We start from the raw sequence: 26,354 nt of genomic DNA, 5'->3' as shown, positions 1-26,354 counted from the left end.
CCTAGTGAAAACCGAGGAAGGAGAGGACCGCGAGCACGACAACGACGAGGCCGATAAGATAGATGACACTGTTCATTGCACGTTCCTCCGTGCTGCCCAACTTCATGGAACCTGCGATGTTCCGTTGACGAAGAGCTTTTTGCGATTCAAGGGCGATGCAGGGGAAGCTTGGTCCGGACACCGCAGGCAAGAGCGGCGTTGCCGCGGGGCCTCGGTCCAGTTCTCCAGCACAGCTGCCGATCGCCAAGTAGATGAATCCTCGCTCGACATCGTCGCCGGCAGCACGCCATCGCGGAAAGACAGCGTGCGCTGGCTTCTCCAGCGAGCACTGGCCAACATACCGACCATCAACATCGATCCCTTGGGACGCATTATCACACGCCGCTCGAGTGACGCACGTCGGCTACTCGTTCGACGTCCTGCCGCAGCTCATTCGCGATGTCTTCGCCGGGCTTCGTCAGCCGGAGGCGTCTTGACGGGAGGCCGCCACCCTCGAGTGCGAACGGGACAAAGCGGAAGCGGTGGCTTTCGCCGCCGCTTCCTGCCTGCGATTTTACCCATTCGGCTGCCTTCCTGTCGAACATCTGCCCAATTTGCGCACCAGGGCTTGGCCGGGGCGGCGAGAGCATCGGCGCACTCCGTCTATGGCCTGCCGTAAGGCGGGAGCAAAGAGTGGGTTCGACGCCTCGACTCGAACCGGGAACTGCAATTTCTTGTCGGTGTGATACATGGCCGACTGTTTGTTTGCAGCTAGCCGAACCTCAGCCTGGACGCATTCCGCCCGGGCAGCCGTTTAATTCCGAAAGAACTGGCAGCGGATCGCCCCCCTGTCAGCAGAGCTCAATTGCCACGACGCGGGGCCGTGCCGGCCGGTCGAACGCGGTGGCGCTGACCGTCGGCCCGGGATTAGGCAACCTTGGAAAACAGAGCGACGTCACATCTGGCCAAGCCGTAACGCCACCGGTGATCGGTCGCGGCAACCCGGCTTTGGTAGAACAGTGAAAGTTGGCTGCCTTCTATCATCACTGTCGAATGACCATTCTCTCCGGGCTGGCCTGGTTCGAGCACCGGGCCGATCGACACGTAGGGTCCGGCGACGTCATCCGCGATGGCGAAAAATACGCGCTGACGGTTCCCACGAAGGCCATTTGGGAGAAAGCAAGTGGCGTTCAGAAGCACGCGGCCATCTGGTAACTCGACCAGCTGCGCACCCTCTATGCCCCATTCATAGTCGGGATCCTCTCTCGTATTGTGATGAGGAACATCAGCATGATCGAGTATCTTGCCTATCCGCTTCCAGGGACCGAACCACGAGTCGGACTGGCTGCGTGCGAGATAGATGTCGGGCTGCGGCACCCTGTTGAATTTTGGCATGGCAGAGTAAGCGAGATAGCGCTTGCCGCCGATGACCGCGGGGTGTGGATCGTAGATTCCATCCTCCTCCGTGTCGGGGATGGCGAGAATGGCCGGGGTGAGAACCACCCAATGGAAGCCGTCGTTGGAAACCGCATGCTCGCAACGGCCGCCGGATTTCATGAACTCGGTCTGGATGAACATGTGGAAGACGCCACTTTCGTGGATGACGCCCGGAGCCGCGACCCCCGTCCCGTTGATGGGAAGCTCGATCGCTTCGTGCTCGGTCCAAGGCCCATAAAGGTCGGGCGCCGTCGCGTGCAGGATTCTCCACGTCTCGGTCGTTACCGTCCCGCTTGAACCGAAGACATGCCACAGCCTGCCATCGAAGACGGGGCATGGGTCCTTGAGGTCATCCACGCTCTGCGGATGAAACAGCGGAAACACGTTGGTATCGAAGGTGATCTTCATCTCAGTCCCGGAATTTGCCTTGCCCTGGATCCCCAGCGATGCAGGCGAATCAATTTGGATATCCCGCATATTTTATAGCCAGCGAGTTCAACACAAATACGGCAAGGGCGGTTCTCTACCAGCAAACCTGATCGGGAGCCTTCCGATGGCCCGTCCCCTCCGGCTGCCATTCTCCCCCGCGCAGCCAGCGCCCATCCAAAGCAGCGACCGAGGCTGTTTGTTTCAACTTGGAACAACTCACCTGCACGAAAGTTAGGAGCTGAAACCGAAGTTTAATTCTTCGTCATTCACGATTAACAAATGTTAGTCGCAACATAAACGACCGTCTATAAAAAGGAATATCTCAATGGAAGCAGCCTTGAGCAGGGCAACCGCTAGTAAACATGCTGGCAGGCAAAATCTTCTGGTTTGCTTCTCCCATTTAAGGTGGAATTTCGTTCATCAAAGACCGCAGCATATCCTCACTCTCGCGTCCATGCAGCAGAGAGTGGTCTACTTTGAAGAACCCCTTTTCGAAGAACTGCCGCAGCCGGTGATACGGAAAAGCGAGGCCTCGCCAAACATTCTGATTGTCACACCAGTGCTCCCGCTCGGCACGTCCGCCACGAAAGCAGATGCCGTGCAGCGGAGATTTGTTCAGCAGACAATCGCTTCTATGCCGCACAGCCGGCTTATCGCTTGGTATTACACACCAATGGCTCTTCGCTTCACGGAATACCTTGTGCCGGACGTATGCGTCTATGACTGCATGGACGAACTCTCCGCGTTCAAGAATGCACCACCCGAACTCGGCCAACTGGAAAAGGCACTTCTGCGCCGCGCCGATCGCGTTTTTACAGGCGGCCTAAGCCTGTTCGAGAACAAACGTCATCTGCATCATGCGATCTATCCCTTCCCGAGCAGCATCGATGTGAGCCACTTTCATAAGGCAAGGAAGCCGGGCAAGGACCCAGCCGATCAGACCGGAATCCCTCACCCGAGGGTAGGGTATTTCGGCGTAATCGACGAGCGGCTGGATGTCGATCTCGTGGCTCAAGCGGCGGAGACCATGCCGGACGTGCATTTCGTCATGCTCGGCCCGGTGGTCAAGATCGACCCCGCAGACCTGCCCCAGGCCGAGAATCTTCACTGGCTGGGCGGGAAAGGTTACCGCGATCTGCCCGACTACCTGCGCCATTGGGATGCGGGCTGGATGCCGTTCGCACTCAATGAAGCGACCCGGTTCATCAGCCCTACCAAGACGCCGGAGTTCCTGGCGGCGGGCCTGCCGGTGATCTCGACGGCGATCGTCGACGTGGTGCGCAGCTACGGCGCCGCTGGACTGGTGGAAATCGCCGACCCCGATGATCTGGAAATCAAGCTGCGCTCCGTTCTTTTACGGCCGCGTGAAATGCTTATGCAGCAAGTCGACGCCTACCTTGCGAACACCTCGTGGGAGCGAACATGGAACGCCATGGCAGCTCACATTGAGCGCGCCTATCAAGGCAAAAAGGTCGTCCCTCTTCGCAGGAGTGCTTAGCCATGTTCGATTGGCTGGTCGTCGGGGCGGGTTTTGCCGGCAGCGTGCTTGCCGAAAGAATAGCCTCGCAGCGTCACGAGAGCGTTCTGCTGGTCGATCGCCGCGGCCATGTCGGCGGCAACGCCTACGATTGCTACAACGAAGCCGGCATCCTCATCCACCGCTATGGTCCGCATATCTTTCACACGAACAGTCAGGCGATCGTGGGGTATCTGTCGCAGTTCACCGAATGGCGGTCATACGAGCACAGGGTGTTGGCGGCGGTGGACGGGAAGCTCGTTCCGATCCCGATCAATCTCGACACGATCAACCGCCTTTACGGTCTGGACCTGACCTCGGCACAGTTGGAGGATTTCTTTGCGTCCCGACGCGAGACTGTGGAGGATGTTCGCACGGCGGAGGACGTCGTCGTCAGTACCGTCGGACGCGAGCTCTACGAAAAATTCTTCCGTGGCTACACAAGGAAGCAATGGGGCGTCGATCCCAGCCAACTGAGTAAATCTGTGACAGCACGAGTGCCGACCAGGACCAACCATGACGACCGCTATTTCAGCGACAGCTTCCAGAAAATGCCGGCCGGCGGATACACAAGGATGTTCGAACGCATGCTCGATCACCCGAACATCAAGATCATGCTGCATGCCGATTTCCGCGAAATTCGTGAGAAGATTCCGTTCAGGCGCCTGATCTATACCGGACCAATCGATGAATATTTCGGGTGGCAGCTCGGGCATCTTCCCTATCGCTCGCTGCGTTTCGAGCACGTTACACTGGACTGCGAACAGTTTCAGCCGGTTGCCGTCGTCAATTATCCGCAGACGCAAGACTACACTCGCATCACGGAGTACAAACATCTCACCGGCCAGCAGAACTCGCGGACCAGCCTGACCTACGAATACCCCACGGATATCGGAGATCCGTACTACCCGGTGCCGCGGGCCGAAAACGAAGCGCTGTACAAGCGCTATGAAGCACTCTCCGCAACCTGTTCGGACGTGTGGTTTGTCGGACGCCTGGCAACATACCGCTACTACAACATGGATCAGGTGGTCGGACAGGCTCTGGCTACTTTCGATCGCATCCAAAAAAGCGTCCCGGAATGGGCAAGCCCGGGAAAGACGTTGGCGGACTTGGCAATAAGTTCCCCTGCACATAAGGGCTAAAGGCGGCTGGGGAACCGCAAAGAACTCATCCAGCACCGCGGGGCGGGCAGGCGCCCTCCCCTTGGTGTTGCCGGCCACACCTTCAGCGCGTCAGATTCGGCGCGAACAGATATTGCTGACGGACCAGTTCGTCCGCGATTGGCTGGCACAGACGTCGCGTGCCATCCGCCTGGATGACCGAAAACAGCCCCACCTCCGCATGTCGGGAATTATCCCACCCGGGGTAGGCGGTTATCGGGTACAGGCAAATACCCTCGATCGGCGCTTGGAGGCTCATCGCCGCACGCACCTCGTCGCAGACATAGTGGAGCCAGGCCGGCCCGCCGGATCCCTCCGACCCGGTCTCTGCGATGAACATCGGCTTGCCGTATCGATGAGCGGCCTCCATCAACATTTCCGACAGAGCACGGTACTCGTGGTGCCCCATCGGAATAGTCGGCCCATTTATGTACCATTGATTGTGCGGGTAGAAATTCAGGCCAACGGCGTCGACAACATCTTCGCTCCCGCCCAACTCAGGTTCGACGCGGCCCAGCAACATGTCGTAAGCCTCGAACTGTCCCAATCGGGCGTTTTCGGCCCGGCGCCTTTCGCCTCGGGTCCGGTCGCGTGGCGCGATATGGATGAGCGGCTCGGCCCAGACAAATCTGCATGCCGGGTCGACTTCCCGCATTGCACGAACACCCGCGATGGCGGCCTTGACGAGATGCCGCTTGAACCATCCCCGTTTGTTCGGCCCCACGCGCGGGAAATAGCTGACCTCAACAGCCCAGGCAAAGAAGGAGATCTCGTTGATTGGACACAACAGAGGCGATGTTCCGGTAATCGAGCGGTGCACCCTCACGGCCTCGGCCGCAAATGAGGCATAGGCATCGATGAAATGCTGCGACCCCTGATCGACGTGGTCTGGGGATCCGTAGTGGAAGATGTCCCAGATGACCTGGACACCTGCCGTTTGGGCTGCCTCGACCATAGGCACCCAACTTGACCAGTCATAAGTTCCGGGAGCGGTTTCGATCAGGTGCCAGCGCAACCCGTCGCGGATGGTGCGAAGGCCGAGTTCGGCGCAGCCGCGGTAGTCGCCCAGGGCATGCAAATTATGCGAGGTCGCACGAATAAGGTCGAGGCGAACGCCGTCCTTGCGCCGATGCGAGGAGCATTCAAAGCCCGCCATGAAAAAACTGGCAAAGCGCCAAGCACCGGAAACCGAAGCATCCACCTCCTGGCCCTTCGTGCGTGCCGCCTCGTTCATTCGAAGTCTCCTTTGGTCAGTCGGCTTCGCACTCGGCCGGATTGTTCGGAGCGAGAACTGCCTTGGCGAAAACGCATCCGATCGGGCAAGCAGCATCCCCCTGCTCAGTTCGGCATACCCGTCATTCTTACATGACCGAGTAGTGCCGAACCGATTGGTCGTGTCTTTGTTCCGGTGGTCCACCGTCCGGTAGCTGAGTGGCGAAGGCAAATCAGGAACAAGGCGGCCGGAGCCAAGTTCGGGGATGTACCACCGGCATCGATCAGCTCGGCCGGATGCTCGCAAACAACAGAGGCACGGGATCATATGACCGTTCAAATTCGACTTTCCGATATCGACCGCGCCAGGCGGGAGGATCGTGGCGACGGCGCTTGGAGTATCGCACCAGATCTGGGCCATTTGCGATTGGCAATCGTCAATGTCGTGTTCTTCGGCGCACCGGGCAGCGGAGATCGCAAATGGGTGCTGCTCGATACAGGGTTGCCGACGTCCCGGAGCAGCATCCTTGCGGTCGCGGAAAGCGCTTTGGGACTGACACGCGGCCGGCCGCGATCATCTTGACTCACGGCCATTTCGACCATGTGGGAACGGTTCTGGACCTGCGAATACGTGGGACGTGCCTGTCTTCGCACACCCGCTCGAGCGTTATCTGGACGGAACCATGTTCTATCCGCCACCGGACCCCTGTGGGGGGTTGGACTGATGGCATTGCTTTCGCCGCTCTTTCCATGCGGCCCGATCCGATCTTGGCGACCGCTTGGTGTCCTTGCCTGCCGACGGATGGATCCCCGGGATGCCCGGATGGCAATGGCTGCACACGCCGGGACACGCCTCGGGGCATATCTCGCTCTGGCGGGAGGAAGACCGCTCGCTGATCGTGGGGGACGCTTTCATCACCACGGGTCAGGAGTGGGTCTATGAGGTCGCCGTTCAGGATCTCGAGATGCACGGTCCGCCACGCTATTTCACGCCCGACTGGGATGCGGCGGAAAGATCGGTGAAGCACATGGCCGCACTGAAGCCGCAGATGGTCATCAGCGGACACGGGACGGCGGCTGCGGGCGTGGGCATGCGTCAAGCTCTCGACAGCCTGGCTGATCGGTTCAGGCAGTTGGCCGTGCCGCCGAAAATGAAATTCGTGCGCGAGCCAGCGTCCCAGATAGCTAGGGCAACCGATCCGCCATCGTTCTGAAAATAGGTCAGATTGGGCCGACTCTATCTCTCGACCGGTAGAGTTTCCCGTCGAGTCGGGCGCCCCTGCATCGTTCACCGACAAACTCCGACAAGCGGAACAAACCCGGGAGGCGCCGGTTAGGAGGTTCGATCGACGCAGGGCGGCAGCCAAGCGCCGGAAGGACGCGTCCTCTCCGGCGGCGAGCCGACCGGCAGTTATTCGAGCCCGAACGCGTCGGCATTCGCCACGACTCGCTCATGCCAAACCGCGGAGGAGACCAAATGGCAAATCTGGGAAGACTGGCGATCGCGATGCTTCGCGTTTTGGCATACCGAAGTCGCGACAAAGTCTGTGAATTGATTCCGGGAGCGGGGTATCTTAACCCAAACGATCCGCAACGCAGAATTCTGGCTCAGATAACTAATGGCGTGTCGAGGGCTGACCTTGGTCAGATCCTCGACCGATTCAGGGAGCTGGGCGCAGGATCTAAAGTCGACTCGTGGGTTGGCAACGGCCCAAACCAACCAATCGAGCCAAGGCTCGTCGAAGCGGCGATGGACGAAGGTACACTGATGTCCATGTCGGTGCAGACGGGTCTTTCGCGCGAGGAGCTAATCAGAAGGATTACGCGGGACCTACCCGAGACAGTCAACGAAATGACGCCGAATGGTGAATGGCTGCCTGAATCAACACAAGGCTTGGGATAAGTCGACCTTGCTCGACAATGTGTCCTAGGATGCGTGAATTGGTCGGCAAAACCAGTCCGATCGTGCACTTCCCTCAGGAGATCCGGCACCTCAACCATTGGATACATATCGCTGATCTCGGCATTCAGTTCCTCGGCGGCGGCAGGAACTTCGCCAGCGGTCGGTGTGACGATCAACGTCCCGGCTTCAAGGCGAACACCTTCGAGCTTCCCTGACCGTGCTCTGTGCGCCAGGCGCTTCAGATTGAAGTCGAGCATCTGCCGCGCTTCGGCGAGCCAAGCCGCGCCATCACGCTGGACGCCCAATCCGAGCCGATCCTCTTCCTTCATTGTGGTGAATGCCGACCGCGGCATCAGGGGCTCATCGATCGGCCGGAAGGATCGGCTGCCGTCGACCCAAATGTCTGCAGATCTAAGCCTGTCTCGCAAAGCCGCGAGCGTTGCAATCTCGTAGACACGGCGATCAGGCTTTCCCTGTTCGAAGATGAGCCGTAGATCGGCTTGGCTGAGGTGGGTGACTGGGACGCGATCCGGGAGCGTCCGACGCCTCTCGGCATACAGGCGTTTCAGCAGCGAAATTGCCGCAAGAAGCGGATCGTGTCGCCGCGCCGATTGGAATGTGAGCGTCCGCAGAAAAGCACCGGCATACTTGTGCACGGTTGCATACTGTTCGGCCGCCAGGGCCAAAGGTGCCGCCTCGTTGTCCTCGACCATCGACTCAAGCTCAGGCTTCATCCGCAGCAACCGGTGCCGTCCGACTTCCTGATCGAGTACCTCCAATGCGTTCTGGCCATAGTCATTGGCAGACTGCAGGGCGGTGAAGCGGCCGCGCTGCGCCTGCGCGATGTACATGTTCATGCGAACGTGGTGCTGGCCGGGGACCATTTCGGCCGGACCGCCGGCCCCTCGCCTATCCGGGTATGATCGAGCGCCCCGATGACCGCGTCGCGCGCTCGATCGTGCCGGCCTCGTTCACCGCCGCTTCCCACATCCTGATCGCCCGGTAATGGCCGGTGCAGCCGCTGCCTGCCGTCAACATCGCGCTGCCGGGGAACCGGTCGCTGTATCGCCGCAGGAGCGCGCGGCCAAACGGATCGTCGTCGAGGCACCTGTACAGGCCCTCGATCTGCTCGAACGGGGCAAGATTGAAGAAAATTCTCGTCGAAATAGGTGCAGATAGTCCGCTTCGACGGTTTGCTTCTCCCGATCGCAATCTCGCTGAATTCAATTTGCTACGAACCGGTGGCGCGTGCGGTGACGCGCTCGAGTCCGAGGAGCAGGACCAGCGTTGCCACCACCAGGATCATGGTCAGCGCCGCTCCGGCAAAGATGTCGCCGCGATCTGTGAGCGAGAAAATCGACACCGGCAGCGTCACCCAGCCTGGCGGATAGACCATCACGGTCGCGCCAAGCTCGCCCATGGAGAGCGCGAAGCTCAGCCCGAAGGCGGCGACAAGGTAAGGCGCGAGCAGAGGCAGCGTGACGTGCCAGAGCCGGTAGGCCGGCCGCGCGCCAAGGCTCGAGGCCACCTGTTCGAAGTCGGGCGATAGCCGTGCCAGACCGGCCGAGACATTGCCGAAGGTGAAGGCCGAGATCAGCACGAAATGGGCGATCATGACGATCGCGATCGTGCCGTTGAGCAGCAGCGGCGGATGACTGAAGGCAACCAGCAGGCCCAGCCCGACCGACACCGAAGGCACGGCGCTGGGGATGAAAAACAGCAGGCCGAGCAGCCGTTTCAAGGAGTGCCCCTGGAGGCGAAGCGACAGTGCCGCCCATGTGCCGCTGACCAATGCCAGCGCACCGGCCAGGAAGCCGGTGATCAGACTGGCCTTGACCGAGTTCCAGGCCGACCCTTTGACCACATCGGTGTAATGCTCCGTCGTCAGGCCATTGGGCAGCACGCCGTTCCACTGGTCGGCGAGACTGGACAGGAGGATGATCGCCAGCGGCGCCAGGAACAGCACGCCGAAGATCAGCGCGAAGAGCATCCACAGCACGATGCGACCAGGGCGCGACCAGACCAGCATTGGCTAGACCCCCAACCGGGCGGCGGCGAAACGGTAAAGGCCGAACAGGCCGAGCGACAGCGCGATGTTGACCACGGCGATGATGCAGGCGACTTGGTAGGCCGACTCCTGGATCGCCTTGCCGTAGATCAGCAACGGCAGCGTGATGACGCCCTTGGCGCCGATGAACAGCACGATGCCGAATTCGTTGACGGTCAACAGCAGGCACAGGCTGCCGCCGGCGATGAGCGCCGGAACCGCGGCCGGTAGGATGACCTGGTGCACGATGCGGAACGGCCTGGCGCCGAGCACGCTTGCCGCTTCGATCTGGCCGCGATCGACCAGGGAGAAGGCGGCAAGCAGCGGCCGCAGGATGAAGGGCGTGTAGACCGTGACCTCGGCCAGCACCACGCCCCATGTCGAATAGAGGAAATCGACGGGCGGCAGCGGCAGCGAGAAGGCCTCCATCAGCCCGGTGTTGAGCATGCCGGCGGACCCGTAGAGGAAGGTGAAGGCCAGCGTCACCAGGAAAGTCGGCAGCGCGATGAACGTGTCGATCAGCCGGGCGATGAAGCCGCTGCCGGGAAACGGCACGAAGGCCAGGATCAGCGCCAGCACGAGGCCGACGGCCAGGCATCCGGCTGTCGCCGCGACCGAGATCGTCACCGTGTTGATCAGCGCGTTGAGGAAGAACCGCGAATGCAGGACGCGAATGATCTCGGCGGCATTGGCGACGCCGCTATCGTCAAGGAATGCCTGCCGGGCAATAAGCGCCAGCGGATAGAAGAACAGCAGCGCCAGCAGGGCCGCCGGCGGCACGATCCAGAATTTGCCGGGTTCCCGCCTGCTGGTGGCCGGCGAACCGATGGCGATCGCCTCAGACACCGGCGTCTTCCGGCAGAAGCGAGGTATCGGCGGGAGCGAAGAACAGCGGCACCTGGGCGCCGGGCTCGGGCAAGGCGACCGGCAATCTCGTTGCCGAGACACGAACCGGTGTGCCCTCGACATCCAGCACGAGATGAGTGAGTTCGCCCTGCCAGTGCACTTCCATCAATGTGCCGACGATGCGGTTGGTATGCTCGCTGTCGGCGGTCAGGCTAAGGTGCTGCGGCCTGATGCAGAGCAGGCTCTTGTCGCCAGCCTTCTCGTCGCGGCCGGCACCCCTGAGCACCGCGTCGCCGTGCCTTGCCGTGGCAAGGCCCTTCGACCCGGCGCCCTCGGCGACCGTCACCGGCAGAAGGTTGGCGCGGCCGAGGAACTCGGCGGTGAACCGGTTCGGCGGACGGCGGTAGAGTTCCGTCGTCGGTCCGTGCGAACAGACCCAGCCGTCGCGCATGATGGCGATCTTGTCGGCAAGCGTCAGCGCCTCGGTCTGGTCGTGGGTGACATAGAGGATGGTCAGGCCCGGCAGGCTGCGGTGCAGGCGGGCAATCTCCTCGACCATGTTGCGGCGGATCTGCGCGTCGAGCGCCGACAGCGGCTCGTCGAGCAGCAGCACACGCGGCCGCACGGCCAATGCCCTGGCGATCGCCACGCGCTGTTGCTGGCCACCCGAGAGTTCGCGCGGATAACGCCGGGCAAAAGTCGCCATGCCGACAGTACCGAGCGCATCCTTGACCCGCTCGGCAATCAGCGCCTTGTCGGCGCCTTGGGCCCGCAGGCCAAAGGCGACGTTGTCCTCGACCCGCATATGCGGAAACAGCGCGTAATTCTGCACCACCATGCCGAGGCCACGTTCGTGGGGCGGCAGGTCGGTCACATCGGTGGCGCCGATGCGGATGCGGCCACTTGCCGGCCGCACGAAACCAGCAACGGCCCGCAAGGCGGTGGTCTTGCCCGAGCCGGAGGGGCCGATCAACGCCAGGATTTCACCGGGCGCGATATCCAGGGTCAGCGGGTGCAGGACGACATGCGCGCCGTAGGCGACGCTGACCTTGTCGAAATGGACGTTGGAGCCGGCGCCGCGAATTTTCGCGGCGTCGATGTCCATGACACTGGTACCAGTAAAGGCTGCGGCCGACATGGCATGGTCCTCCCGATTTCTGCCCTCGGGTGTCAGCTTCCGGTCGCCTCGTTCCACTTCCTGACGTAGTCGGGAAGCTTGCTCAGCGCCTCGTCCCAGTTCGGCGACCAGATGGTGACGCCCTTCATCGCCTCTTGTGCCTTGGCAAAGTTGGCATCATCGGGCTTTACGTCCTTTCGGGCCGGCATGCCGAGCGCAACCGAGCTTACAGTCGATTGTGCTTCCTTGGCGAGCAGGAAGTCGATCAGCTTCTTGCCGTTGTCGGCATTAGGCGCGCCGGCGACCAGCCCGATTTCGTAGGGCAAGGCGAAGGTGGAGCGGGTGCCGTCCGGACCAGCGGGCCAGAACACCTTGATGTTCGGATTGTCGGCCATCTGCGACATGTTCATCTGCAGATCGCCATTGGCGACATGCAGTTCGCCCTTGTTGACCAGCGCGGTCAGCTTGCCCGTGGAGGCGGACGGGCCGACATTATTGTCCTGCAGCTTCTTCATGAAGGCGAAGCCGGCGTCCTCGCCGCCAAAGGCATGGATGATCTGCAGCATGACGGCCGTGCCATCGCCGGCCTGGCCGGGGGTCGAATACTGGATCTTGCCCTTGAACTTCGGGTCGAGCAGGTCGTTGTAGGTCTTCGGCGCTTCCGACAGCACGGCGCTGTTGTAGATGAAGTCCATGTAGTTGTTGACCAGCGGCCGGTACTTGTCGGTGCCACCGTCGATCTGGGATGCGGCTTCGGGCTTGTAATCCTGCAGCAGGCCGTCTACGGCGGCGCGCTGGATGAAAGGCGGCAAGGTCACAAGCACGTCGGCCTGCGGGTTCGACTTCTCCTTGGCGACGCGCTCGACGACGCCGCCCGAGCCTGCCTCGATATACTGAACGGTGATGCCGGTGGCCTTTGTGAAGGCGGCGAATTCGGTTTCGTACCAGCTGCCATTGCCATCATGCAGGCCATCGGCGGAATAGATGGTGACGACGCCGTCGGCGAGGGCCGGTCCGACGAGAGCGGCCGAAGCGAGCAACGCGGCGAAGGCCGCGACCATGGTTGCGTTTCGTGATTTCATGACCAGTTCCCCTTTTGATTTAAGGCACATTCTGCGATGCACTAGGACCAATCGGCATCGGTCTCTGCCGGACGTTGAGCCGATTGGATGTCGTCGTTGTGACAACTCTGATGACTGGGGATCGATAAGTAAAATCTATTTATTTTATGACAGACAAACTTCCTCTGATATTTGTCACAGAACTGTCGCACGTCGTGGACGCATTTCGAGCCTTCGAGACTTATGCCAAGCAAGCTCCCGAGCCCTAAAACGCTGGGATAATCAGGAGAATAAAACGCCTGCCGTCTGCGCCCGCAGACGAGGATCGAACGAGCGGACTGTCACCGGACGGCCGTCGAGGATTTCGAAGCAGCGGGCGAGCGTGTCTTCTTCAAGCCGGCGCATCGCTTCGTGCGTGAAGAATGTGAGATGCGGAAAGAGGATCACATTGTCGCGGCCGAACAATGCGCTCATCGGATGGCCCGACTTTGCCAAAGGCTCGACCGAATAGACGTCGAGCCCGACGCCGCCTATGCGTCCGGCAACGATCGCTTCGATCAGTGCCGTCTCGTCGATCAGCGCACCGCGTGAGACGTTGACGATGATGGCGGAAGGCTTGAGGCAAGCGAGTTCGGCTTGGCCGATCAGGCCGCGCGTGTTGTCGTTCAGCACACAATGGATGGAAACGAAGTCGCAGGTCCGCAGCATGGCTTGGAGATCGTCGACCTTTTCGATGCCGCCGGCGTGCATCGTCGCCGGATCGACGCAGGGATCGAAACCAAGAACCCGAGCGTGAAACCCCTGCCCGGCCATGCGCGCCATGCTGCGGCCAATCTTGCCGCAGCCAACCAGCCCCAATGTGGCGCCGGAAATGTCTCGCCCCAGCCAGCGCTGTTCGGGCCAGATCCAGCCGTCGCGCGACATTGCCTGCGTGATCGCCGGCAGCCGCTTGGCCAGCGCGATCATCAGCGCGAAGGCTCCTTCGGCAACGGTTTCCTCGGCATATTCGGGTACGTTGACCACGGGAACGCCGCGCCGCATCGCGGCGGGGATGTCGATGGCATCGATGCCGACGCCATATTTGACGATGCCCTTCAGCTTGGGAGCGGCATCGATCACCCGCGCGGTGATCGGCGTGTAGCACATCAAGAGAAGGTCGGCGTCGGCAACCGCCTCGATGAGCTCGGTTTCTGGAAGACCGTCCGGCAGCGTCACCAGGTCGACGCCCTTCGCCAGCAAGCCGACGTCAATGCCAGGACATTCGAGTTCCCGGTCTGTGCGGACGGCCTTCATGGTCAGGCCGCCAACACCGCGGCTTCGACGATGTCGAGTGCCCGGTCGAGATCGGTCTTCGAAATGACCAAAGGCGGCGAGAGTGTCAGCACATTGCCTTGGCTGACCTTGAAGCTCAGTCCCTGTTCCAGGCAGGCATAGAAGACACGTTCGGCGAGGTCGCGTGTCGGCTGGCGCGAGGCGCGGTCCTCGACGAGTTCGACCCCGACCATCAGTCCCCTGCCTCTGACATCGCCGACATGGGACGAACGCGCCATCAGGTCCTGCATCCGTCCAAGCATATGCCGGCCAAGCTCGGCCGAGCGCTCGACCAGTCCCTCCTCCAGGATGATGTCGATGGTGGTCAGCGCGGCACGCGTCGTCACCGGATTTTTCTCATGGGTGTAGTGACCGATGGCAAAGCCGCCGGTGACGTCGAGGTCGCGACGCGCGATGACGGCGGCGATCGGCAGGATGCCGCCGCCGAGCGATTTGCCGAGGACGACGATGTCGGGCGTCACACCGTCATGTTCGTGGGCGAAGAATTTTCCGGTCTTGCCGAGGCCAGTCGGAATCTCGTCGAAGATCAGGAGCGTGCCGTGCCGGTCGCAGGCCTCGCGCACCCGCTTCCAGAAGCCGGCCGGCGGCGGATTGGGCGTCGCGCGCATCGGCTCGGCAACGACCGCCGCCACATCCTGCTCGCGGCCGAGCACGTAAGCGATCATGTTGGCGCAGGCGAGCCCGGATCCTTCCAGCGAATCGTGGCCGTACGGGCACCGATAGCCGTCCCAGGGCGCGACGTGCTCGGTGCCGGTCATCATGGGTCCGGCGATGTGGGAGCGGAAGGTCGCCTCGCCGCCGACACTCGCCGCCCCGAAGCCGGCGCCGTGAAAGGCATCCCAGAACGATACTGTTTTGAAGCGGCCAGTCGCGGCGCGCGCGATCTTCAGCGCCACCTCAATGGCGTCCGAGCCACCAGTAGTAAACAGCACCTTGCCGAGATCACCGGGCGCAAGTGCTGCCAGCTTTTCGGCCAGTTCGACAGCGGGCTCGCAGGTGAAGCGGCGCGGCGCGAAGCAGAGCTCGTCGAGCTGCTTCTTGATCGCGGCGACCAACCTGGGATGGCCGTAACCAAGGTGATGCACGCTGTTGCCATGGAAATCCATGAAACGGTGACCGGCTGTGTCCTCGATCCAGATGCCTTCGGCCTTGGCGATCGTCGAAAGGCAGGGGCTGGACAGGCTCTGATGCATGAAGGCGGCCGCGTCGCGATCGAGCAGGCCGCGAATGCGGGGATCGTCCTGGCCGGCATCCCAGCGGCCGCGCGCCGCCGTGGTGTTGGAATCGCCTTCTGTATGCACAAGCTCGGATATCGCGGCCATAACCCTCTCCGAAACGCGAATGAGGGAGCGACGGCCGCTCCCCCTGTTTTCTGTTCGTCAGTCGCGCCTGGTCATGACCAGGGCAGCGAAAACGTCTTCACATTGGTATAGCTCTTCATCGCCTCGATGACGCCTTCCTTGTAGCCATTACCTGAATCCTTGATGCCGCCGAAGGGCGACATCTCGATGCGGTAGCCCGGCACTTCCCAGATGTTGACAGTGCCGACCTGCAGGCCGGCGATGTATTTCTGCATGCGGGGAAACGAGTTGGTGCAGACGCCCGACGACAGGCCAAAGGCGGTCGAGTTGGACAGCGCGATCAACGCCTCGTCATCGTCCGGCGCGCGCACGATCGGGATGATCGGCCCGAAGGTCTCTTCCATAACCAGTTCGGAAGTGTGCAGCACGCGATCAACAACGATCGGCGGCAGCAGCGCGCCCTGGCGGCCCGGATTGTAAAGGATTTCAGCCCCCTGCTCCGTAGCCATGTTGACGCGGGCTTCGAACAATGCCGCCGCCTTCTCGTGCACGACGGTGCCAAGGTCGGTCGAGCGGTCCATCGGGTCGCCGAAGCGGATTTTCTTCGCCCGCTCCAGCACCAACGGCACGAAGCGATCGGCGACACTCTCCTGGACCAGGATGCGCTTGACCGCCGTGCAGCGCTGGCCGGAGTTTTTGGTAGCACCCGCCACGGCGAGATCGGCGGCCCTGGCCAGATCCTCGTCGGAGAGATCGTTGAGGATGATCAGCGGATCGTTGCCGCCGAGTTCCAGTACCTGACGCTTGTAGCCGGCGGTGCGCGCGATCATCTTGCCAACCGGCACGCCGCCGGTGAAGGTGATGAGATCGATGTTGTCGTTTGTGATCATCTCGTTGCCGATATCGGCCGGCCAGCCGGTCACAACAGACAGCATTTCCGGCGGCAGGCCGGCTTCGTAAAGGATGTCGGCCAACAGCAATGCCGTCATCGGCGTCAGTTCGGTCGGCTTCACCACAACGCAATTGTTGGTGGCGATGGCAGGGGCCACCTTGTGCGAGACCATGTTGAGGGGATGGTTGAACGGCGTGATCGCCGAAATCGCCTTCAAGGGCTCGCGCGTGGTGAAGATCTTGCGCGCCTTGCCATGCGGAGTGAGGTCGCAGGAGAATATCTGGCCATCATCCTGGATGCACATCTGCGCCGAAAGCGTGAACACGTCATAGGCGCGGCCGACTTCGTAGAGCGAGTCGGTCTTGGAGATGCCGAGCTCGAGCGTAATCAGATCGGATATTTCTTCCCGGCGCGACGCCAGCGCTTCCGCTGTGCGGAACAGGATCTGCTGGCGCTCGTAGCGCGTCAGCTTCGACTTGTAGCCGGCGGCGATCTCGAACGCCTGGCGGGCATGCTCGGCACGGCCGGCCGGAACTGTGCCGATGACGGTGTCGTTCCAGGGGTAACGAACCTCGACCACGCTGTCGGCATCGACTTTCTTGCCGGCAATGCGCATCGGCTCGTGGCGAACTTTGATGGCAGGGTCAAGCTTGGTCATGTCGGTGTTTCCGGGCGCTCAGAGGGCCGTGTTGATTTTTCGGAGGCAGCGGCATCGCGCCTCGGCAATGGCTTCACCCACTCCGTCGCTTTGCGGCGCCACCTCCCCCCTCCGGAGGGAGAGGAAGGGAGCCAAGGCTGTCGAACTCGAAGCTCGATGGAGTGGGGGTCGACATCTGGCCCAGCCTAAGCCACCGCCGCCGCCATGGTCGCGTAGTAGAAAGCGTCGAAGTTGCGCAGCGTGGGTTCGTTCGGCAGGTCCGGCAGCACGCGGTTGACTATGAACGGCACTTCCTGCTCGGTCAGTCCGCCATGCGAGCGCAGCGGCTCGTTCAGCGCCGCGAGATCATGGCGGTGTTCGCTGGTGCCGATCGTCTTGTTCTTGGTCGAAATCAGCACGATGTCGCCGATGCGGTCGGCCGGCAGCTCGAAACGCTCGCAGGCATCAGGGCTGTCGACGACTAGCATGATGCCGTCGATCTTGGCCAACCGTGCCATGATGTCGGCCTGGTCGGCGCCATCAGGCAGATAGGCGGTGGCAAAGGAGCCGAGCGCGCCATGGTGCACGACATAGGGGTCGGTGATCGGCAGTATGACGCGCGCGGCGTCCTTGCCCAGCCATTCGTCGAGCAAGTCCTGGACATAAACAACGTCGGGCGAACCGTCCGCCTTGTGCTTGGGTTTCATGCCATGGTCGGCGGTGACGACGATCGCGGCGCCCAGCGCATCGAGCTCGGTCAGGTACTTGTCGAACATCTCGTAGAAGGCGTTGGCCTGGGGCACACCCGGTGCGTATTTGTGCTGCACATAATCGGTCGTCGTCAGGTACATGACGTCGGGGCGGAATTCCTTGAGCAGCTGGACGCCGGCGGCGAAGACGAATTCCGACAATTCGGCCGAATAGACCTCCGGCACCGGCAGGCCGAAATGCTTCGAGGCATTGTCGATGCCGTGCTCGGCCACGGTGGTGGTGTCCGACTTTTCGGCCGAGAAGCATAGCGCGCGGCCCTCGCCGAAGGCGAGGCCCTTGCCGAGCAGCGCACGCAGCTTGTCCTTGGCGGTGACCACGGCGACCTTGGCGCCGGCATCGTAGAAGGCCTGAAAAATGGTCGGCGCGCGCAGGAAGCGCGGGTCGTTCATCATCACTTCCTTGCCGGTCTCGCGCTCGTAGAGATAGTTGCCGCAGATGCCGTGCACCGATGGCGGGCGACCGGTGGCGATCGACAGGTTGTTGGGATTGGTGAAGCTCGGAATGACCGAGTGAGCAAAGCGCACCGTGCCCTTCTCCTTGATCCTGACCAGGGCCGGCATCAACCCGGCTTTGATCGCCTCGTTGAGATAGGCCGGCTCGCAGCCATCAAGGCAGATGGCGATGGCCGGCACGCGCGGCCAGGCGTAGGTGCGGCCGTTGACCGCGACGTTGATCGGAGACATCTGGTTCATCTGGTATCCTCGAAATCGGCCGCTTCAGGCGGCGAGTTTGGCACGCTCGGCGATTGCCGCGGCGGGTGGAGCGGCGGTGTCGACGCCCATTTCATCAAGCGATTGCGCTGCCGCCTCGACGACGCGGCGCATGACATGCTCGTCCATCTGGCCGATGCAGCCGACGCGGAAGGAATCCACGACCGTCAGCTTGCCGGGATAGATGATGAAGCCCTTGTCCTTCATCAACTCATAGAAGCGATCGAAGGCGAAGTTAGTGTGAGCGGGGTTGAAGAAGGTGACGATGATCGGCGACAGCCAGCGGTCCCGAAGCAGCGTCTCGAAGCCGAGTTCGCGCATGCCCGCCACCATGACGTCGCGGTTCCTGACATAACGGGCACCGCGGCCGGCGACGCCGCCTTCGGCCTCGTGCTGGCGCAAGGCTTCAAGGAAGGCGGCGACGACATGCGTCGGCGGCGTGTAGCGCCACTGGCCGGTCTTGTTCATGTGCGCCCATTGCGCGTGGACGTCGAGCGACAGCGAGTGGCTGCGCCCCTTGGCGGCTTCCAACTCGCTCTTGCGGGCGATGATGAAGCCGAAGCCTGGCACGCCCTCGATGCATTTATTGGCGGACGAGACCATTGCCTCGTAGCGGATCTCGTTGACGTCGAGCGCGACGGCGCCGAACGCGCTCATGGAATCGACGAGCAGCTTGCGACCCTTGGCATGGACGGCCTCGGCGATCTCTGCGACCGGGTTCAAAATGCCGGAGCTGGTCTCGCAATGAATGGCGATGACATGCGTGATCGCAGGATCGGCCTCGAGGGCGGCCGCCACCTCGTCACCGCGCGGCGGCAAGTAGTCGCCCTTGTCGATCAGCGTATAGTCGCGGCCAAGATACTGCATGGTCTGTGCGGCACGCAGCCCGTAGGCGCCGTTGGCTAGCACCAGTACCTTGCCATCCCTGGGCACGAACGAGCCCAGCATCGCCTCGACGCAGAACGAGCCGCTGCCTTGCATCGGCACGCAGTCGAACTCGCCTTTCCCGTCGCCGGTCAGCGCCAGCAGGCGGCGGCGCATGTCTGATGTCATGGCGCGGAAGTCGCCGTCCCACGATCCCCAATCGCGCAGCATCGCCTGCTTGACCGAATAGGCCGTGGTGAGCGGCCCGGGGGTCAAAAGATAAGGCTCTCCCAGGGCCGGCCTGGCCAGCGGCTCCGCGGCAAATTTCGTCTCGGCGAGCATGATGTCCTCCGACAGGTCTTTTGATGTGGCGCCATTGTTGGCCCAGACGACATATTTGTAAAATCGCTATTTTGTATCGATGTATCGATTGGAACGATAGACGCTGAGCGTATGGGCTTAGGCTGCATGCTGCTCATGACGCGGTTGTGAACATAGGAAGTTCATCCCAGGCATCAGGGGAATCGTTTATTCCGGCCTTTTGACTACCAAGGCTTATGATAAAGTGCAGGCGACTTCGCGACCCGAAAGGCACACAGGATGCGCTACGTTCAGCTGCGAGCTTTTCATCAGGTGGCGATCTCCGGTGGGTTTTCGCGGGCGGCCGAAGCGCTGTTCCTGACCCAGCCGGCGATATCGGACCAGGTGCGCAAGCTCGAGGAAGAGTATGACGTCCTGCTTTTCAACCGGAACAAGAAGCAGGTTACGCTGACCCATTCCGGCCAGAAACTGCTCGAAATAACCCACCGCATGTTCGATACCGAGCAGCAGGCGCTCGAGCTCCTGACCGAGTCACGCGCCCTGCGTTCCGGTACGCTGCGCATCGTGGCCGATGCAGCGCACCATCTGCTTCACATCCTCGGCAGCTTCCGGGCCCGCTATCCTGGCGTGCAGGTTTCGGTGCGCGCCGGCAACACCGAGACTGTGATCAGCAGCCTCTACAGCTACGATGCCGACATTGGCGTGCTGGGCGAAGTGCCTGCGGGGCGCGATTTCGAGGTGCTGAAACTGAACTCGACGCCGATCATCGCCTTCACCTCGATCGACCATCCGCTGTCGGGGAAGAAATCGCTGACGCTCAAACAGCTGGCGCAGGAATCACTGGTCATGCGCGAGCGTGGCTCGAAGACGCGCCAGAAGCTGGAAGACCTCGCCGCTGCGTCGAAGATCGAGCTCAGGCCGGTCATCGAGGCCGAGGGCCGCGAGGCCGTGCGCGAGATCGTCGCCTCCGGCGCCGGCATCGGCTTTGTCTCGGCGGCCGAATTCGGCCAGGATTCGCGGCTCGTCCCGATCACCATCGATGCGCCCGAGACCTTGATGGACGAGGCGCTGATCTGCCTGCGCGAGCGCAGCGGCGGCAAGCTCGTGCGCGCCTTTCTCGACATGGCGCGCTCGATGTCGGCGGATTAGTTGAGCATGATCTCGTCCGAAAACCGGTTCCCATTTTTCGGGATCACTTTAGGCCGCGACCTTGATCTCCACCGCATCGGCTTTCGCCCGCTCCGACTTCGGATCGTAGGGGCTGCGCAGATGCGCCGTGGCGGTGTGGCGCACGCCGGCCAGATCGATCTCAAAATGACCGCTGCTCAGGAACGAGGCGTCGACGCCCGCTTCGTGCTCGATCAGCCCGAGCGCCACCGAACGGCCGAGCGTATGGCCATAAGCGGCCGAGCGGACCTCGCCGACCGGTTTGCCGTCGCGCAGGATCAATTCGCCGCCCCACAGCATCGGCTCGGCATCGTCTGTTGTGAACAGCACGATGCGCCTGGTCGGTGCCGAGGACTTCGCGGCGGCGAGCGCATCACGCCCGATGAAACCGCCCGGCTTGTCCATCGCGACGGCAAAGCCAAGCCCCGCCTGCCAGGGGTTGATGTCAGGCGTCAGTTCGCGACCCCAGGCGCGAAAACCCTTTTCGATGCGCAAGGCGTCGAGCGCGTAATAGCCGGCGTCAGCCAAGCCGAATTCACGGCCGGCCTCATGCAGCGCCTCGTAGACGCCGACGGCGAATTCGGTCGGCACGATCAGTTCCCAGCCGAGCTCACCGACATAGGTCATGCGGTTGGCATAGGCGGTGGCGTAGCCGATATCGATTTCGCGAATGGTGGCGAAGGGGAAGCCGGTGTTGGAAAGATCCGCCGATGAAAGTTTGCCCAAGAGGTCGCGCGAACGCGGCCCCATCAAGGCGAGCACGGCATAGGCGGAGGTGACGTCGGTCAGGACGGCATGCGCGCCCGCCGGGATGTTCTTGACGATCCAGTCGGCGTCGTGGACTGCCTGCGCGGAACCGGTGACGATGAGGAACTTTTCCGCGCCAAGCCGCATCACGGTGAGATCGCTTTCGTAACCGCCGCGCACGTTGAGCACGCCCGTGTAGACCGACGTGCCGACCGGCACATCGATGTCGCCGGCGCATATGCGGTTCAGCACGGCGCAGGCGTCGCGGCCCTGGACAAGAAGCTTGGCGAAGGAGGTCTGGTCGAAGACAGCGACGGCTTCACGCGTCGCCTTCATCTCGCGCCGCACCGCCTCGTGCCAATTCTGGCGGCCGAAGGCATAGTCGTTCGCGGCCTTCTCTCCTGGTGCCGCGAACCAATTGGCGCGCTCCCACCCCATCTTGGAGCCGAAGCAGGCACCCTTAGCGGCAAGCCGGTCGTAAAGCGGAGAGCGGCGGAAGGGCCGCGCGGTGTCCAATTCGCGGTTCGGCCATGGCATGGCGTAGTGCAGGCCGAGCGTCTCTTCGACGCGGTCATGCAGCCAGCGTGGATTGTTGTTGAACGAGGCAAAGCGCCTGATGTCGACCGGCCATAAATCCATGGTCGGCGCGCCGTTGACGATCCACTCGGCCAGCGCCTTGCCGGCGCCCCCGGCACTGGCAATGCCCATCGAATTGAACCCGGCGCCGACATAGAAATTCTTCAACTCCGGCGCCTCGCCGAGGAGGAAATTATTGTCGGGCGTGAAGCTCTCGGGACCGTTATAGAATTTCTTGACTTCGGCCTGCGCCAGTTGCGGCACGCGCACCAGCGCGTTTTCCATTAAGATCTCGAACTGGTCCCAATCGTCGGGCAGCAGCGCGAATTCGAAATTCTCCGGAATGCCCTTCATGCCCCACGGCTTGGCATGCGGCTCAAAGCCGCCCATGACCAGGCCGCCAACCTCTTCCTTGAAGTAGATGAAGCCATCGGGGTCGCGCATGACGGGCAGATCCGGATGCACGCCTTCGATCCGGCCGGTGACGATGTACATGTGCTCGGCCGAATGCAGCGGCACCGAGACGCCGCACATCAGCCCGACCTTGCGCGCCCATTGGCCGGCGCAATTGACGACGATCTCGGCGGCGACGTCGCCATGGTCGGTCTCGACACCGCAGGCGACGGCGTTCCTGACACTGATGCCGGTGACCTTGACCCGCTCGAATATCTTGGCGCCACCATGGCGCGCGCCTTTGGCAAGCGATTGCGTGAGATCGGTCGGATTGGCCTTGCCGTCTCCGGGCAGCCAGACGGCGCCGACGAGGTCGTCGACAGCCATGACCGGCCACAGCTCGGCGGCTTCGCGGGGCGAAATGACATCGATCTCGACCCCTTGGGCACGCGCCGACGCGGCCGTGCGCTTTAACACCGTCATGCGGTCGGCGGTGCGCGCCACCGACAACGAGCCGCAATTCTTCCAGCCCGTGGCAAGACCGGTCTCGGCCTCCAGTTCGCTGTAGAGCTGCGTGGAATATCGGATCAGGCTGGTCATGTTGGAATGGCTGCGCAGCTGGCCGACAAGACCAGCCGCGTGCCAGGTGGTGCCGCCGCTGAGCTGCCCCTGCTCGAGCAGCACCACATCGCTCCAGCCCAGTTTGGTCAGATGATAGGCGACCGAACAACCGATGATGCCGCCGCCGACGATGACGATTCGAGCCTGAATCGGGAATTCCTGCGCCACGATGAAACGATCTCCCAAAGGTGATGGGGGTCAACATAACGAAAGTGGCACAGATATCAACACAAAATGCAACAAATAATCACATTAAGTGCCGACTATGAGCTTTGGCCCTTTGCGCTCCAGCGCCTCGATGGTGGAGGAGGGCGGCGGTACATCAACGATGACGCCTGCCGCCAGTTCGAAGCGTGGAATGCGCAGCGGCGTCAGACGCCCGAATTTCGAATTGTCGAGCACGAAATAAGCCTTACTGGCCGTGGCCACCATGCGCGAGCGCTGCTCGGCGCCGTTGCGCGTGAAGTCGGTGACCTCGCCGTCAGGCGACAGCCCGCCGCCACCAAGAAATGCTACGTCAACACGAAAGCGGCTGATCGCCTCCAGCGCATCGATACCGATGGCCGCTTCTTCGGCCGGGTCGATCTCACCGCCCAGCATATGAACGCGCACATTGGGCTGGCGACACATATGCAGCGCGATCGACAAGCTGGTCGTGCAGATCGTCAGGCTTTGCCGGCGGTGCAGCGCGTGCGCAACGGCGAGTGTGGTGGTGCCTGAATCGAGGAAGACCACCATGCCATCCTCGACAAGGCCGGCCGCGGTCCGACCAATCACGGCCTTGCCGGCCGCATTCTCCTGGCTGCGTTCGTTGAGCGCCGGTTCGGTCGCCTCGAACAGCGTGGCCCCGCCATGGACGATGTCGAGCTGACCTCGATCGGCCAGATGTTTCAGGTCGCGGCGGATCGTCTCCCGCGACACGTGGAAGAAATTGGCAAGATCGGTGATCCCGACCGAGCCGACTGCAGCGAGACGTCTCAGGATTTCATCGTGGCGGCGCGGCGCAAGTGCGCGCCCCGCTGCAGATTGCGATACCGACATGGCGCCACTTTGACGGAGGGACGGCCATGTTGCAAGATGTGGCGTTGCGCGCGAGTTACCTTCGGGGCGGATGCTGCCGAATGTTCCATCACAATGCCATACACGTCCGCGCACTGCTGGATCGGCTCCCTAAGCAATAGCCTGGTCGTGTTTCGGCCGCAACGATGGTATTCGGTAACAAGCAGGCGATCGTTATCGGACCGACGTCACCAGGGCTTCGATGACACCGTGATGGCGAGGCTTCCGACTGAACGTCAGAATTCCACACTGCCTTTTTATGCGACTTTCGAGGTACAAAGGGCGAACCTGGAGTGGCGGCTTTTGTGTTTCGTCGTCAACAGCTCCGGGCCAGTCGGCGACGGTCGGCCATTGTATATGGTTGGAAGGGGGGTCGTTTACTGCCCGGCAGCAGCGATCCGGAAACGGCGTCTTCACTGAGCAGCGAAAAGATCACATCACCGGCGCCCTTGGCGCAATTTTGGCGCGATGGCGATGAGTCTTTCCGCACCCAGCCTCGCTGTCATTCGTCATTGAGGGACGGTCAATTCTTCCCCGATCGCAGTCGGCGCGGAAGGCACTGACGCCTACAGCATGCTCGCCGCCGTCGGTCATGACTGCGTCGGCGCGCTGCAGTTTCTGCCCGATGGCATCGATCCCGGCAATACCGGCAGCAGCGATGGCAAGCCGGTCAGCAACAGAGAGATCGCCGAGATGATCAAGAACCTCGCTGCCGCTCCTCTCGGTCTTGGCGAGGACGAGGATTTCCGCATCTCGATCGCAGGTGCCCAGGAAAAGACGGCGCTCTTGCACACTGACGGACGCTGGTTCAAGCCGATAGGCACGGCCGCGACCACCCACATCCTGAAACCGCAGATCGGCCGGTTGCCCAACGGCATCGACCTATCCAATAGCGTTGAGAACGAGTATCTGTGCCTCAAGCTGCTCGAGGCGTTCGGCGTTCCTGCGGCCCGGGCAGAGATCGCTGATTTCGGGGAGCGCCGCACGCTGATCGTCGAGCGCTTCGACAGGCTGTGGGCCCGTGACGGCCGCCTCCTGCGCCTGCCGCAGGAGGATATCTGCCAAGCGCTATCAGTGCCGCCCACGCGCAAATATCAGTCCGAGGGCGGTCCTGGCATCGCTCAGATTGTCGAGCTTCTGAAGGGCAGTGACACGCCTGAAGACGACATCGCCGTCTTCTTGCGCGCTTGCATAATATTCTGGCTGATTGGCGCAACCGACGGCCATGCCAAGAACTTCAGTATCTTTCTCAGCCCTGGCGGACGGTTTCGCATGACGCCCCTCTACGACGTACTGACAGCGCAGCCCAGCCTTGATGCCGGACAGATTCCCCGCAAGAAATTCAAGCTGGCAATGTCAGTCGGCAAGAGCCGGCACTATTCGGTGCATGAGATTATGCCCCGCCACTTCATGCAGACCGCTGACGTTGCGGGCGTGGGGACGCCCGTCATGCGCAGGATTTTCGAAGACATTGCCGCAAACGCGGAGAAGCAGACCGAGGCCGTGATCTCCAAATTGCGGCGCGGCTTTCCCGAACAGCTTGTCGGGTCAGTCAGGTCGGCAATAGGCAAGCGAGCGCTTTTGCTTGCTGACGCAAGTTGATCAAGTCGGCAAAGAAGAAATGCAAAGCGACCGAACGCCTCAATCCACGTAGATACAATCATCGTTGATGGCGTGACGATGACCAAAGGCGTCACGGCTGCGAGCTTTGCTCATCGTTGTGCTGATCATCATCATCGGCATCGTCGCCGACGTTGCCCTTCGCGGTGCCGGCCGCCATGATGATGACGAAGACACCCATCGCCCTTCATTGCATGCCATTATCGTCGATCGGATTGACGTCCTCCGAAATCTCCTGGCGCAGTTTCGGGCCCTTCGCCAGGCGCCTGCCCAAGGCCGTGACGAAGGCTTCGTAGCGTTCGGCCACCTTGGCGCGGGCCGCCTGGGCGGCGGGTTCCGGCAAGGCTGGCGTGGTCGCGAGCCAGAAGCGGACGAACACGGCGAGTGTCTCGACCGCGATGCCGATATCGCGCTCCTGCCGGGCGACCCGCCTGTCGACCTGGTCGAGGCGCTTGACGATCGCCGCCTCGCGACGCTCATCGGCATCCGGCGACAGGAATGACGCGATGGCGGCCTCCGCAATCATGGACTGGGACTGTTCACGCCGCGCCGCGTAGTCCGCAAGCATCCCCATGACCGCCTGATCGAGATAGACAGAGATCTGCACTTTCTTCTTTCGACTGGTCATGGCGC

The 26,354-nt window shown here is 61.9% G+C and carries 22 protein-coding genes and 3 pseudogenes; 6 read left to right on the top strand and 19 right to left on the bottom strand.

The features are described from left to right. Window position 1: 1 nt before the first annotated feature. The 4 genes and pseudogenes from LB543_RS29760 to LB543_RS29745 all read right to left on the bottom strand — a co-directional run bounded on the left by LB543_RS29760 (window position 2) and on the right by LB543_RS29745 (window position 1,893). On the bottom strand, window positions 2-247 hold the full coding sequence (locus LB543_RS29760; RefSeq protein ID WP_140811830.1) for a hypothetical protein: 246 nt from the start codon (window positions 245-247) through the stop codon (window positions 2-4). 127 nt (window positions 248-374) lie between these two features. After that, window positions 375-584, bottom strand: a complete 210-nt coding sequence (locus LB543_RS29755; protein ID WP_181182968.1) for a hypothetical protein — start codon at window positions 582-584, stop codon at window positions 375-377. A gap of 50 nt (window positions 585-634) precedes the next feature. Beyond that, window positions 635-730, bottom strand: a pseudogene (locus LB543_RS29750) (catalase); the annotation flags it as partial. Between the two features lie 176 nt (window positions 731-906). Beyond that, window positions 907-1,893 (bottom strand): hypothetical protein, encoded by a 987-nt coding sequence (locus tag LB543_RS29745; RefSeq protein WP_224616671.1) that lies wholly within the window; start codon window positions 1,891-1,893, stop codon window positions 907-909. A gap of 277 nt (window positions 1,894-2,170) precedes the next feature. Here LB543_RS29745 and LB543_RS29740 point away from each other — a divergent pair, with 277 nt between their 5' ends. Further along, the gene (locus tag LB543_RS29740; protein ID WP_140811829.1) at window positions 2,171-3,343 is read left to right on the top strand and encodes a glycosyltransferase; all 1,173 of its coding nucleotides are present in this window, start codon (window positions 2,171-2,173) and stop codon (window positions 3,341-3,343) included. A 2-nt stretch (window positions 3,344-3,345) separates the two neighbouring features. Next, window positions 3,346-4,506, top strand: a complete 1,161-nt coding sequence (glf, locus tag LB543_RS29735) for a UDP-galactopyranose mutase (RefSeq protein ID WP_140811828.1) — start codon at window positions 3,346-3,348, stop codon at window positions 4,504-4,506. Between the two features lie 82 nt (window positions 4,507-4,588). Here glf and LB543_RS29730 read toward each other — a convergent pair whose 3' ends face one another. After that, a complete protein-coding gene (locus tag LB543_RS29730) occupies window positions 4,589-5,758 on the bottom strand; it encodes a beta-glucosidase (protein WP_224616670.1) in 1,170 nt (389 codons plus the stop codon). 306 nt (window positions 5,759-6,064) lie between these two features. Here LB543_RS29730 and LB543_RS29725 point away from each other — a divergent pair. Continuing rightward, window positions 6,065-6,950 (top strand): annotated as a pseudogene (locus LB543_RS29725) (MBL fold metallo-hydrolase). A gap of 239 nt (window positions 6,951-7,189) precedes the next feature. Further along, window positions 7,190-7,639 carry a YidB family protein gene (locus LB543_RS29720; RefSeq protein ID WP_318013020.1) on the top strand — a complete coding sequence of 150 codons (450 nt, stop codon included), beginning with the start codon at window positions 7,190-7,192 and terminating at the stop codon, window positions 7,637-7,639. A 20-nt stretch (window positions 7,640-7,659) separates the two neighbouring features. Here the strand turns inward: LB543_RS29720 and LB543_RS29715 are convergent. From LB543_RS29715 to LB543_RS29670, 11 genes and pseudogenes are all read right to left on the bottom strand, one after another. Next, window positions 7,660-8,457, bottom strand: a pseudogene (locus tag LB543_RS29715) (Tn3 family transposase); the annotation flags it as partial. Between the two features lie 91 nt (window positions 8,458-8,548). Further along, window positions 8,549-8,677, bottom strand: coding sequence for a hypothetical protein (locus LB543_RS33960; protein ID WP_263498875.1), 129 nt, complete (start codon window positions 8,675-8,677; stop codon window positions 8,549-8,551). 193 nt (window positions 8,678-8,870) lie between these two features. Continuing rightward, window positions 8,871-9,668 carry an ABC transporter permease subunit gene (locus LB543_RS29710; protein ID WP_140811826.1) on the bottom strand — a complete coding sequence of 266 codons (798 nt, stop codon included), beginning with the start codon at window positions 9,666-9,668 and terminating at the stop codon, window positions 8,871-8,873. 3 nt (window positions 9,669-9,671) lie between these two features. Further along, window positions 9,672-10,532 carry a 2-aminoethylphosphonate ABC transporter permease subunit gene (locus tag LB543_RS29705; protein ID WP_140811825.1) on the bottom strand — a complete coding sequence of 287 codons (861 nt, stop codon included), beginning with the start codon at window positions 10,530-10,532 and terminating at the stop codon, window positions 9,672-9,674. Beyond that, window positions 10,525-11,670 (bottom strand): ABC transporter ATP-binding protein, encoded by a 1,146-nt coding sequence (locus tag LB543_RS29700; RefSeq protein WP_140811824.1) that lies wholly within the window; start codon window positions 11,668-11,670, stop codon window positions 10,525-10,527. Before LB543_RS29700 ends, LB543_RS29705 begins: the two co-directional genes overlap by 8 nt. Window positions 11,671-11,702: 32 nt before the next feature. Next, window positions 11,703-12,731, bottom strand: a complete 1,029-nt coding sequence (locus LB543_RS29695) for a 2-aminoethylphosphonate ABC transporter substrate-binding protein (protein ID WP_140811823.1) — start codon at window positions 12,729-12,731, stop codon at window positions 11,703-11,705. 261 nt (window positions 12,732-12,992) lie between these two features. Beyond that, window positions 12,993-14,003, bottom strand: a complete 1,011-nt coding sequence (locus LB543_RS29690; protein ID WP_224616669.1) for a C-terminal binding protein — start codon at window positions 14,001-14,003, stop codon at window positions 12,993-12,995. Between the two features lie 2 nt (window positions 14,004-14,005). Then, complete coding sequence (locus tag LB543_RS29685; protein ID WP_140811821.1) at window positions 14,006-15,364, bottom strand: aspartate aminotransferase family protein; 1,359 nt, start codon at window positions 15,362-15,364, stop codon at window positions 14,006-14,008. 71 nt (window positions 15,365-15,435) lie between these two features. Further along, complete coding sequence (gene phnY, locus LB543_RS29680; protein WP_140811820.1) at window positions 15,436-16,893, bottom strand: phosphonoacetaldehyde dehydrogenase; 1,458 nt, start codon at window positions 16,891-16,893, stop codon at window positions 15,436-15,438. A gap of 185 nt (window positions 16,894-17,078) precedes the next feature. Then, window positions 17,079-18,335, bottom strand: coding sequence for a phosphonoacetate hydrolase (gene phnA / locus LB543_RS29675; protein ID WP_140811819.1), 1,257 nt, complete (start codon window positions 18,333-18,335; stop codon window positions 17,079-17,081). A gap of 24 nt (window positions 18,336-18,359) precedes the next feature. After that, on the bottom strand, window positions 18,360-19,559 hold the full coding sequence (locus LB543_RS29670) for a 2-aminoethylphosphonate--pyruvate transaminase (RefSeq protein WP_140811818.1): 1,200 nt from the start codon (window positions 19,557-19,559) through the stop codon (window positions 18,360-18,362). Window positions 19,560-19,817: 258 nt separating this feature from the next. On the opposite strand from LB543_RS29670, the gene LB543_RS29665 reads away from it, so the two are divergent. Then, on the top strand, window positions 19,818-20,687 hold the full coding sequence (locus tag LB543_RS29665; RefSeq protein ID WP_140811817.1) for a LysR substrate-binding domain-containing protein: 870 nt from the start codon (window positions 19,818-19,820) through the stop codon (window positions 20,685-20,687). Window positions 20,688-20,735: 48 nt separating this feature from the next. On the opposite strand, the gene LB543_RS29660 is transcribed toward LB543_RS29665, so the two are convergent. Together LB543_RS29660 and LB543_RS29655 are read right to left on the bottom strand one after the other, a co-directional pair. Beyond that, window positions 20,736-23,210, bottom strand: coding sequence for an FAD-dependent oxidoreductase (locus tag LB543_RS29660; RefSeq protein ID WP_140811816.1), 2,475 nt, complete (start codon window positions 23,208-23,210; stop codon window positions 20,736-20,738). An 84-nt stretch (window positions 23,211-23,294) separates the two neighbouring features. Then, window positions 23,295-24,083, bottom strand: coding sequence for a DeoR/GlpR family DNA-binding transcription regulator (locus tag LB543_RS29655; RefSeq protein WP_140811815.1), 789 nt, complete (start codon window positions 24,081-24,083; stop codon window positions 23,295-23,297). Between the two features lie 591 nt (window positions 24,084-24,674). Here LB543_RS29655 and LB543_RS29650 point away from each other — a divergent pair. Then, window positions 24,675-25,703 (top strand): HipA domain-containing protein, encoded by a 1,029-nt coding sequence (locus LB543_RS29650; RefSeq protein ID WP_224616668.1) that lies wholly within the window; start codon window positions 24,675-24,677, stop codon window positions 25,701-25,703. A 205-nt stretch (window positions 25,704-25,908) separates the two neighbouring features. Here LB543_RS29650 and LB543_RS29645 read toward each other — a convergent pair whose 3' ends face one another. Further along, window positions 25,909-26,349: a CopG family transcriptional regulator gene (locus tag LB543_RS29645; RefSeq protein ID WP_140811812.1), complete on the bottom strand. Its 441-nt coding sequence runs from the start codon at window positions 26,347-26,349 to the stop codon at window positions 25,909-25,911. Window positions 26,350-26,354 lie beyond the last annotated feature (5 nt).

The organism is Mesorhizobium sp. ESP7-2 (assembly GCF_020164715.1).
Classification (GTDB): Bacteria; Pseudomonadota; Alphaproteobacteria; order Rhizobiales; family Rhizobiaceae; genus Mesorhizobium.
Note: the sequence above shows the minus strand (reverse complement) of the source record. Positions and strands in the feature narration are given on the sequence as shown.

What these genes read in the sequence shown, in the direction of transcription:
- LB543_RS29655 (WP_140811815.1), bottom strand. Translation starts at nt 24,083, where the DNA reads ATGTCGGTATCGCAATCTGCAGCGGGGCGCGCACTTGCGCCGCGCCGC.
- LB543_RS29720 (WP_318013020.1), top strand. Translation starts at nt 7,190, where the DNA reads ATGCCAAACCGCGGAGGAGACCAAATGGCAAATCTGGGAAGACTGGCG.
- phnA (WP_140811819.1), bottom strand. Translation starts at nt 18,335, where the DNA reads ATGAACCAGATGTCTCCGATCAACGTCGCGGTCAACGGCCGCACCTAC.
- LB543_RS29710 (WP_140811826.1), bottom strand. Translation starts at nt 9,668, where the DNA reads ATGCTGGTCTGGTCGCGCCCTGGTCGCATCGTGCTGTGGATGCTCTTC.
- LB543_RS29665 (WP_140811817.1), top strand. Translation starts at nt 19,818, where the DNA reads ATGCGCTACGTTCAGCTGCGAGCTTTTCATCAGGTGGCGATCTCCGGT.
- LB543_RS29745 (WP_224616671.1), bottom strand. Translation starts at nt 1,893, where the DNA reads ATGCGGGATATCCAAATTGATTCGCCTGCATCGCTGGGGATCCAGGGC.
- glf (WP_140811828.1), top strand. Translation starts at nt 3,346, where the DNA reads ATGTTCGATTGGCTGGTCGTCGGGGCGGGTTTTGCCGGCAGCGTGCTT.
- LB543_RS29650 (WP_224616668.1), top strand. Translation starts at nt 24,675, where the DNA reads ATGCTCGCCGCCGTCGGTCATGACTGCGTCGGCGCGCTGCAGTTTCTG.
- LB543_RS29700 (WP_140811824.1), bottom strand. Translation starts at nt 11,670, where the DNA reads ATGTCGGCCGCAGCCTTTACTGGTACCAGTGTCATGGACATCGACGCC.
- phnY (WP_140811820.1), bottom strand. Translation starts at nt 16,893, where the DNA reads ATGACCAAGCTTGACCCTGCCATCAAAGTTCGCCACGAGCCGATGCGC.
- LB543_RS29645 (WP_140811812.1), bottom strand. Translation starts at nt 26,349, where the DNA reads ATGACCAGTCGAAAGAAGAAAGTGCAGATCTCTGTCTATCTCGATCAG.
- LB543_RS29730 (WP_224616670.1), bottom strand. Translation starts at nt 5,758, where the DNA reads ATGAACGAGGCGGCACGCACGAAGGGCCAGGAGGTGGATGCTTCGGTT.
- LB543_RS29740 (WP_140811829.1), top strand. Translation starts at nt 2,171, where the DNA reads ATGGAAGCAGCCTTGAGCAGGGCAACCGCTAGTAAACATGCTGGCAGG.
- LB543_RS29755 (WP_181182968.1), bottom strand. Translation starts at nt 584, where the DNA reads ATGTTCGACAGGAAGGCAGCCGAATGGGTAAAATCGCAGGCAGGAAGC.
- LB543_RS29695 (WP_140811823.1), bottom strand. Translation starts at nt 12,731, where the DNA reads ATGAAATCACGAAACGCAACCATGGTCGCGGCCTTCGCCGCGTTGCTC.
- LB543_RS33960 (WP_263498875.1), bottom strand. Translation starts at nt 8,677, where the DNA reads ATGTTGACGGCAGGCAGCGGCTGCACCGGCCATTACCGGGCGATCAGG.
- LB543_RS29670 (WP_140811818.1), bottom strand. Translation starts at nt 19,559, where the DNA reads ATGCTCGCCGAGACGAAATTTGCCGCGGAGCCGCTGGCCAGGCCGGCC.
- LB543_RS29685 (WP_140811821.1), bottom strand. Translation starts at nt 15,364, where the DNA reads ATGGCCGCGATATCCGAGCTTGTGCATACAGAAGGCGATTCCAACACC.
- LB543_RS29690 (WP_224616669.1), bottom strand. Translation starts at nt 14,003, where the DNA reads ATGAAGGCCGTCCGCACAGACCGGGAACTCGAATGTCCTGGCATTGAC.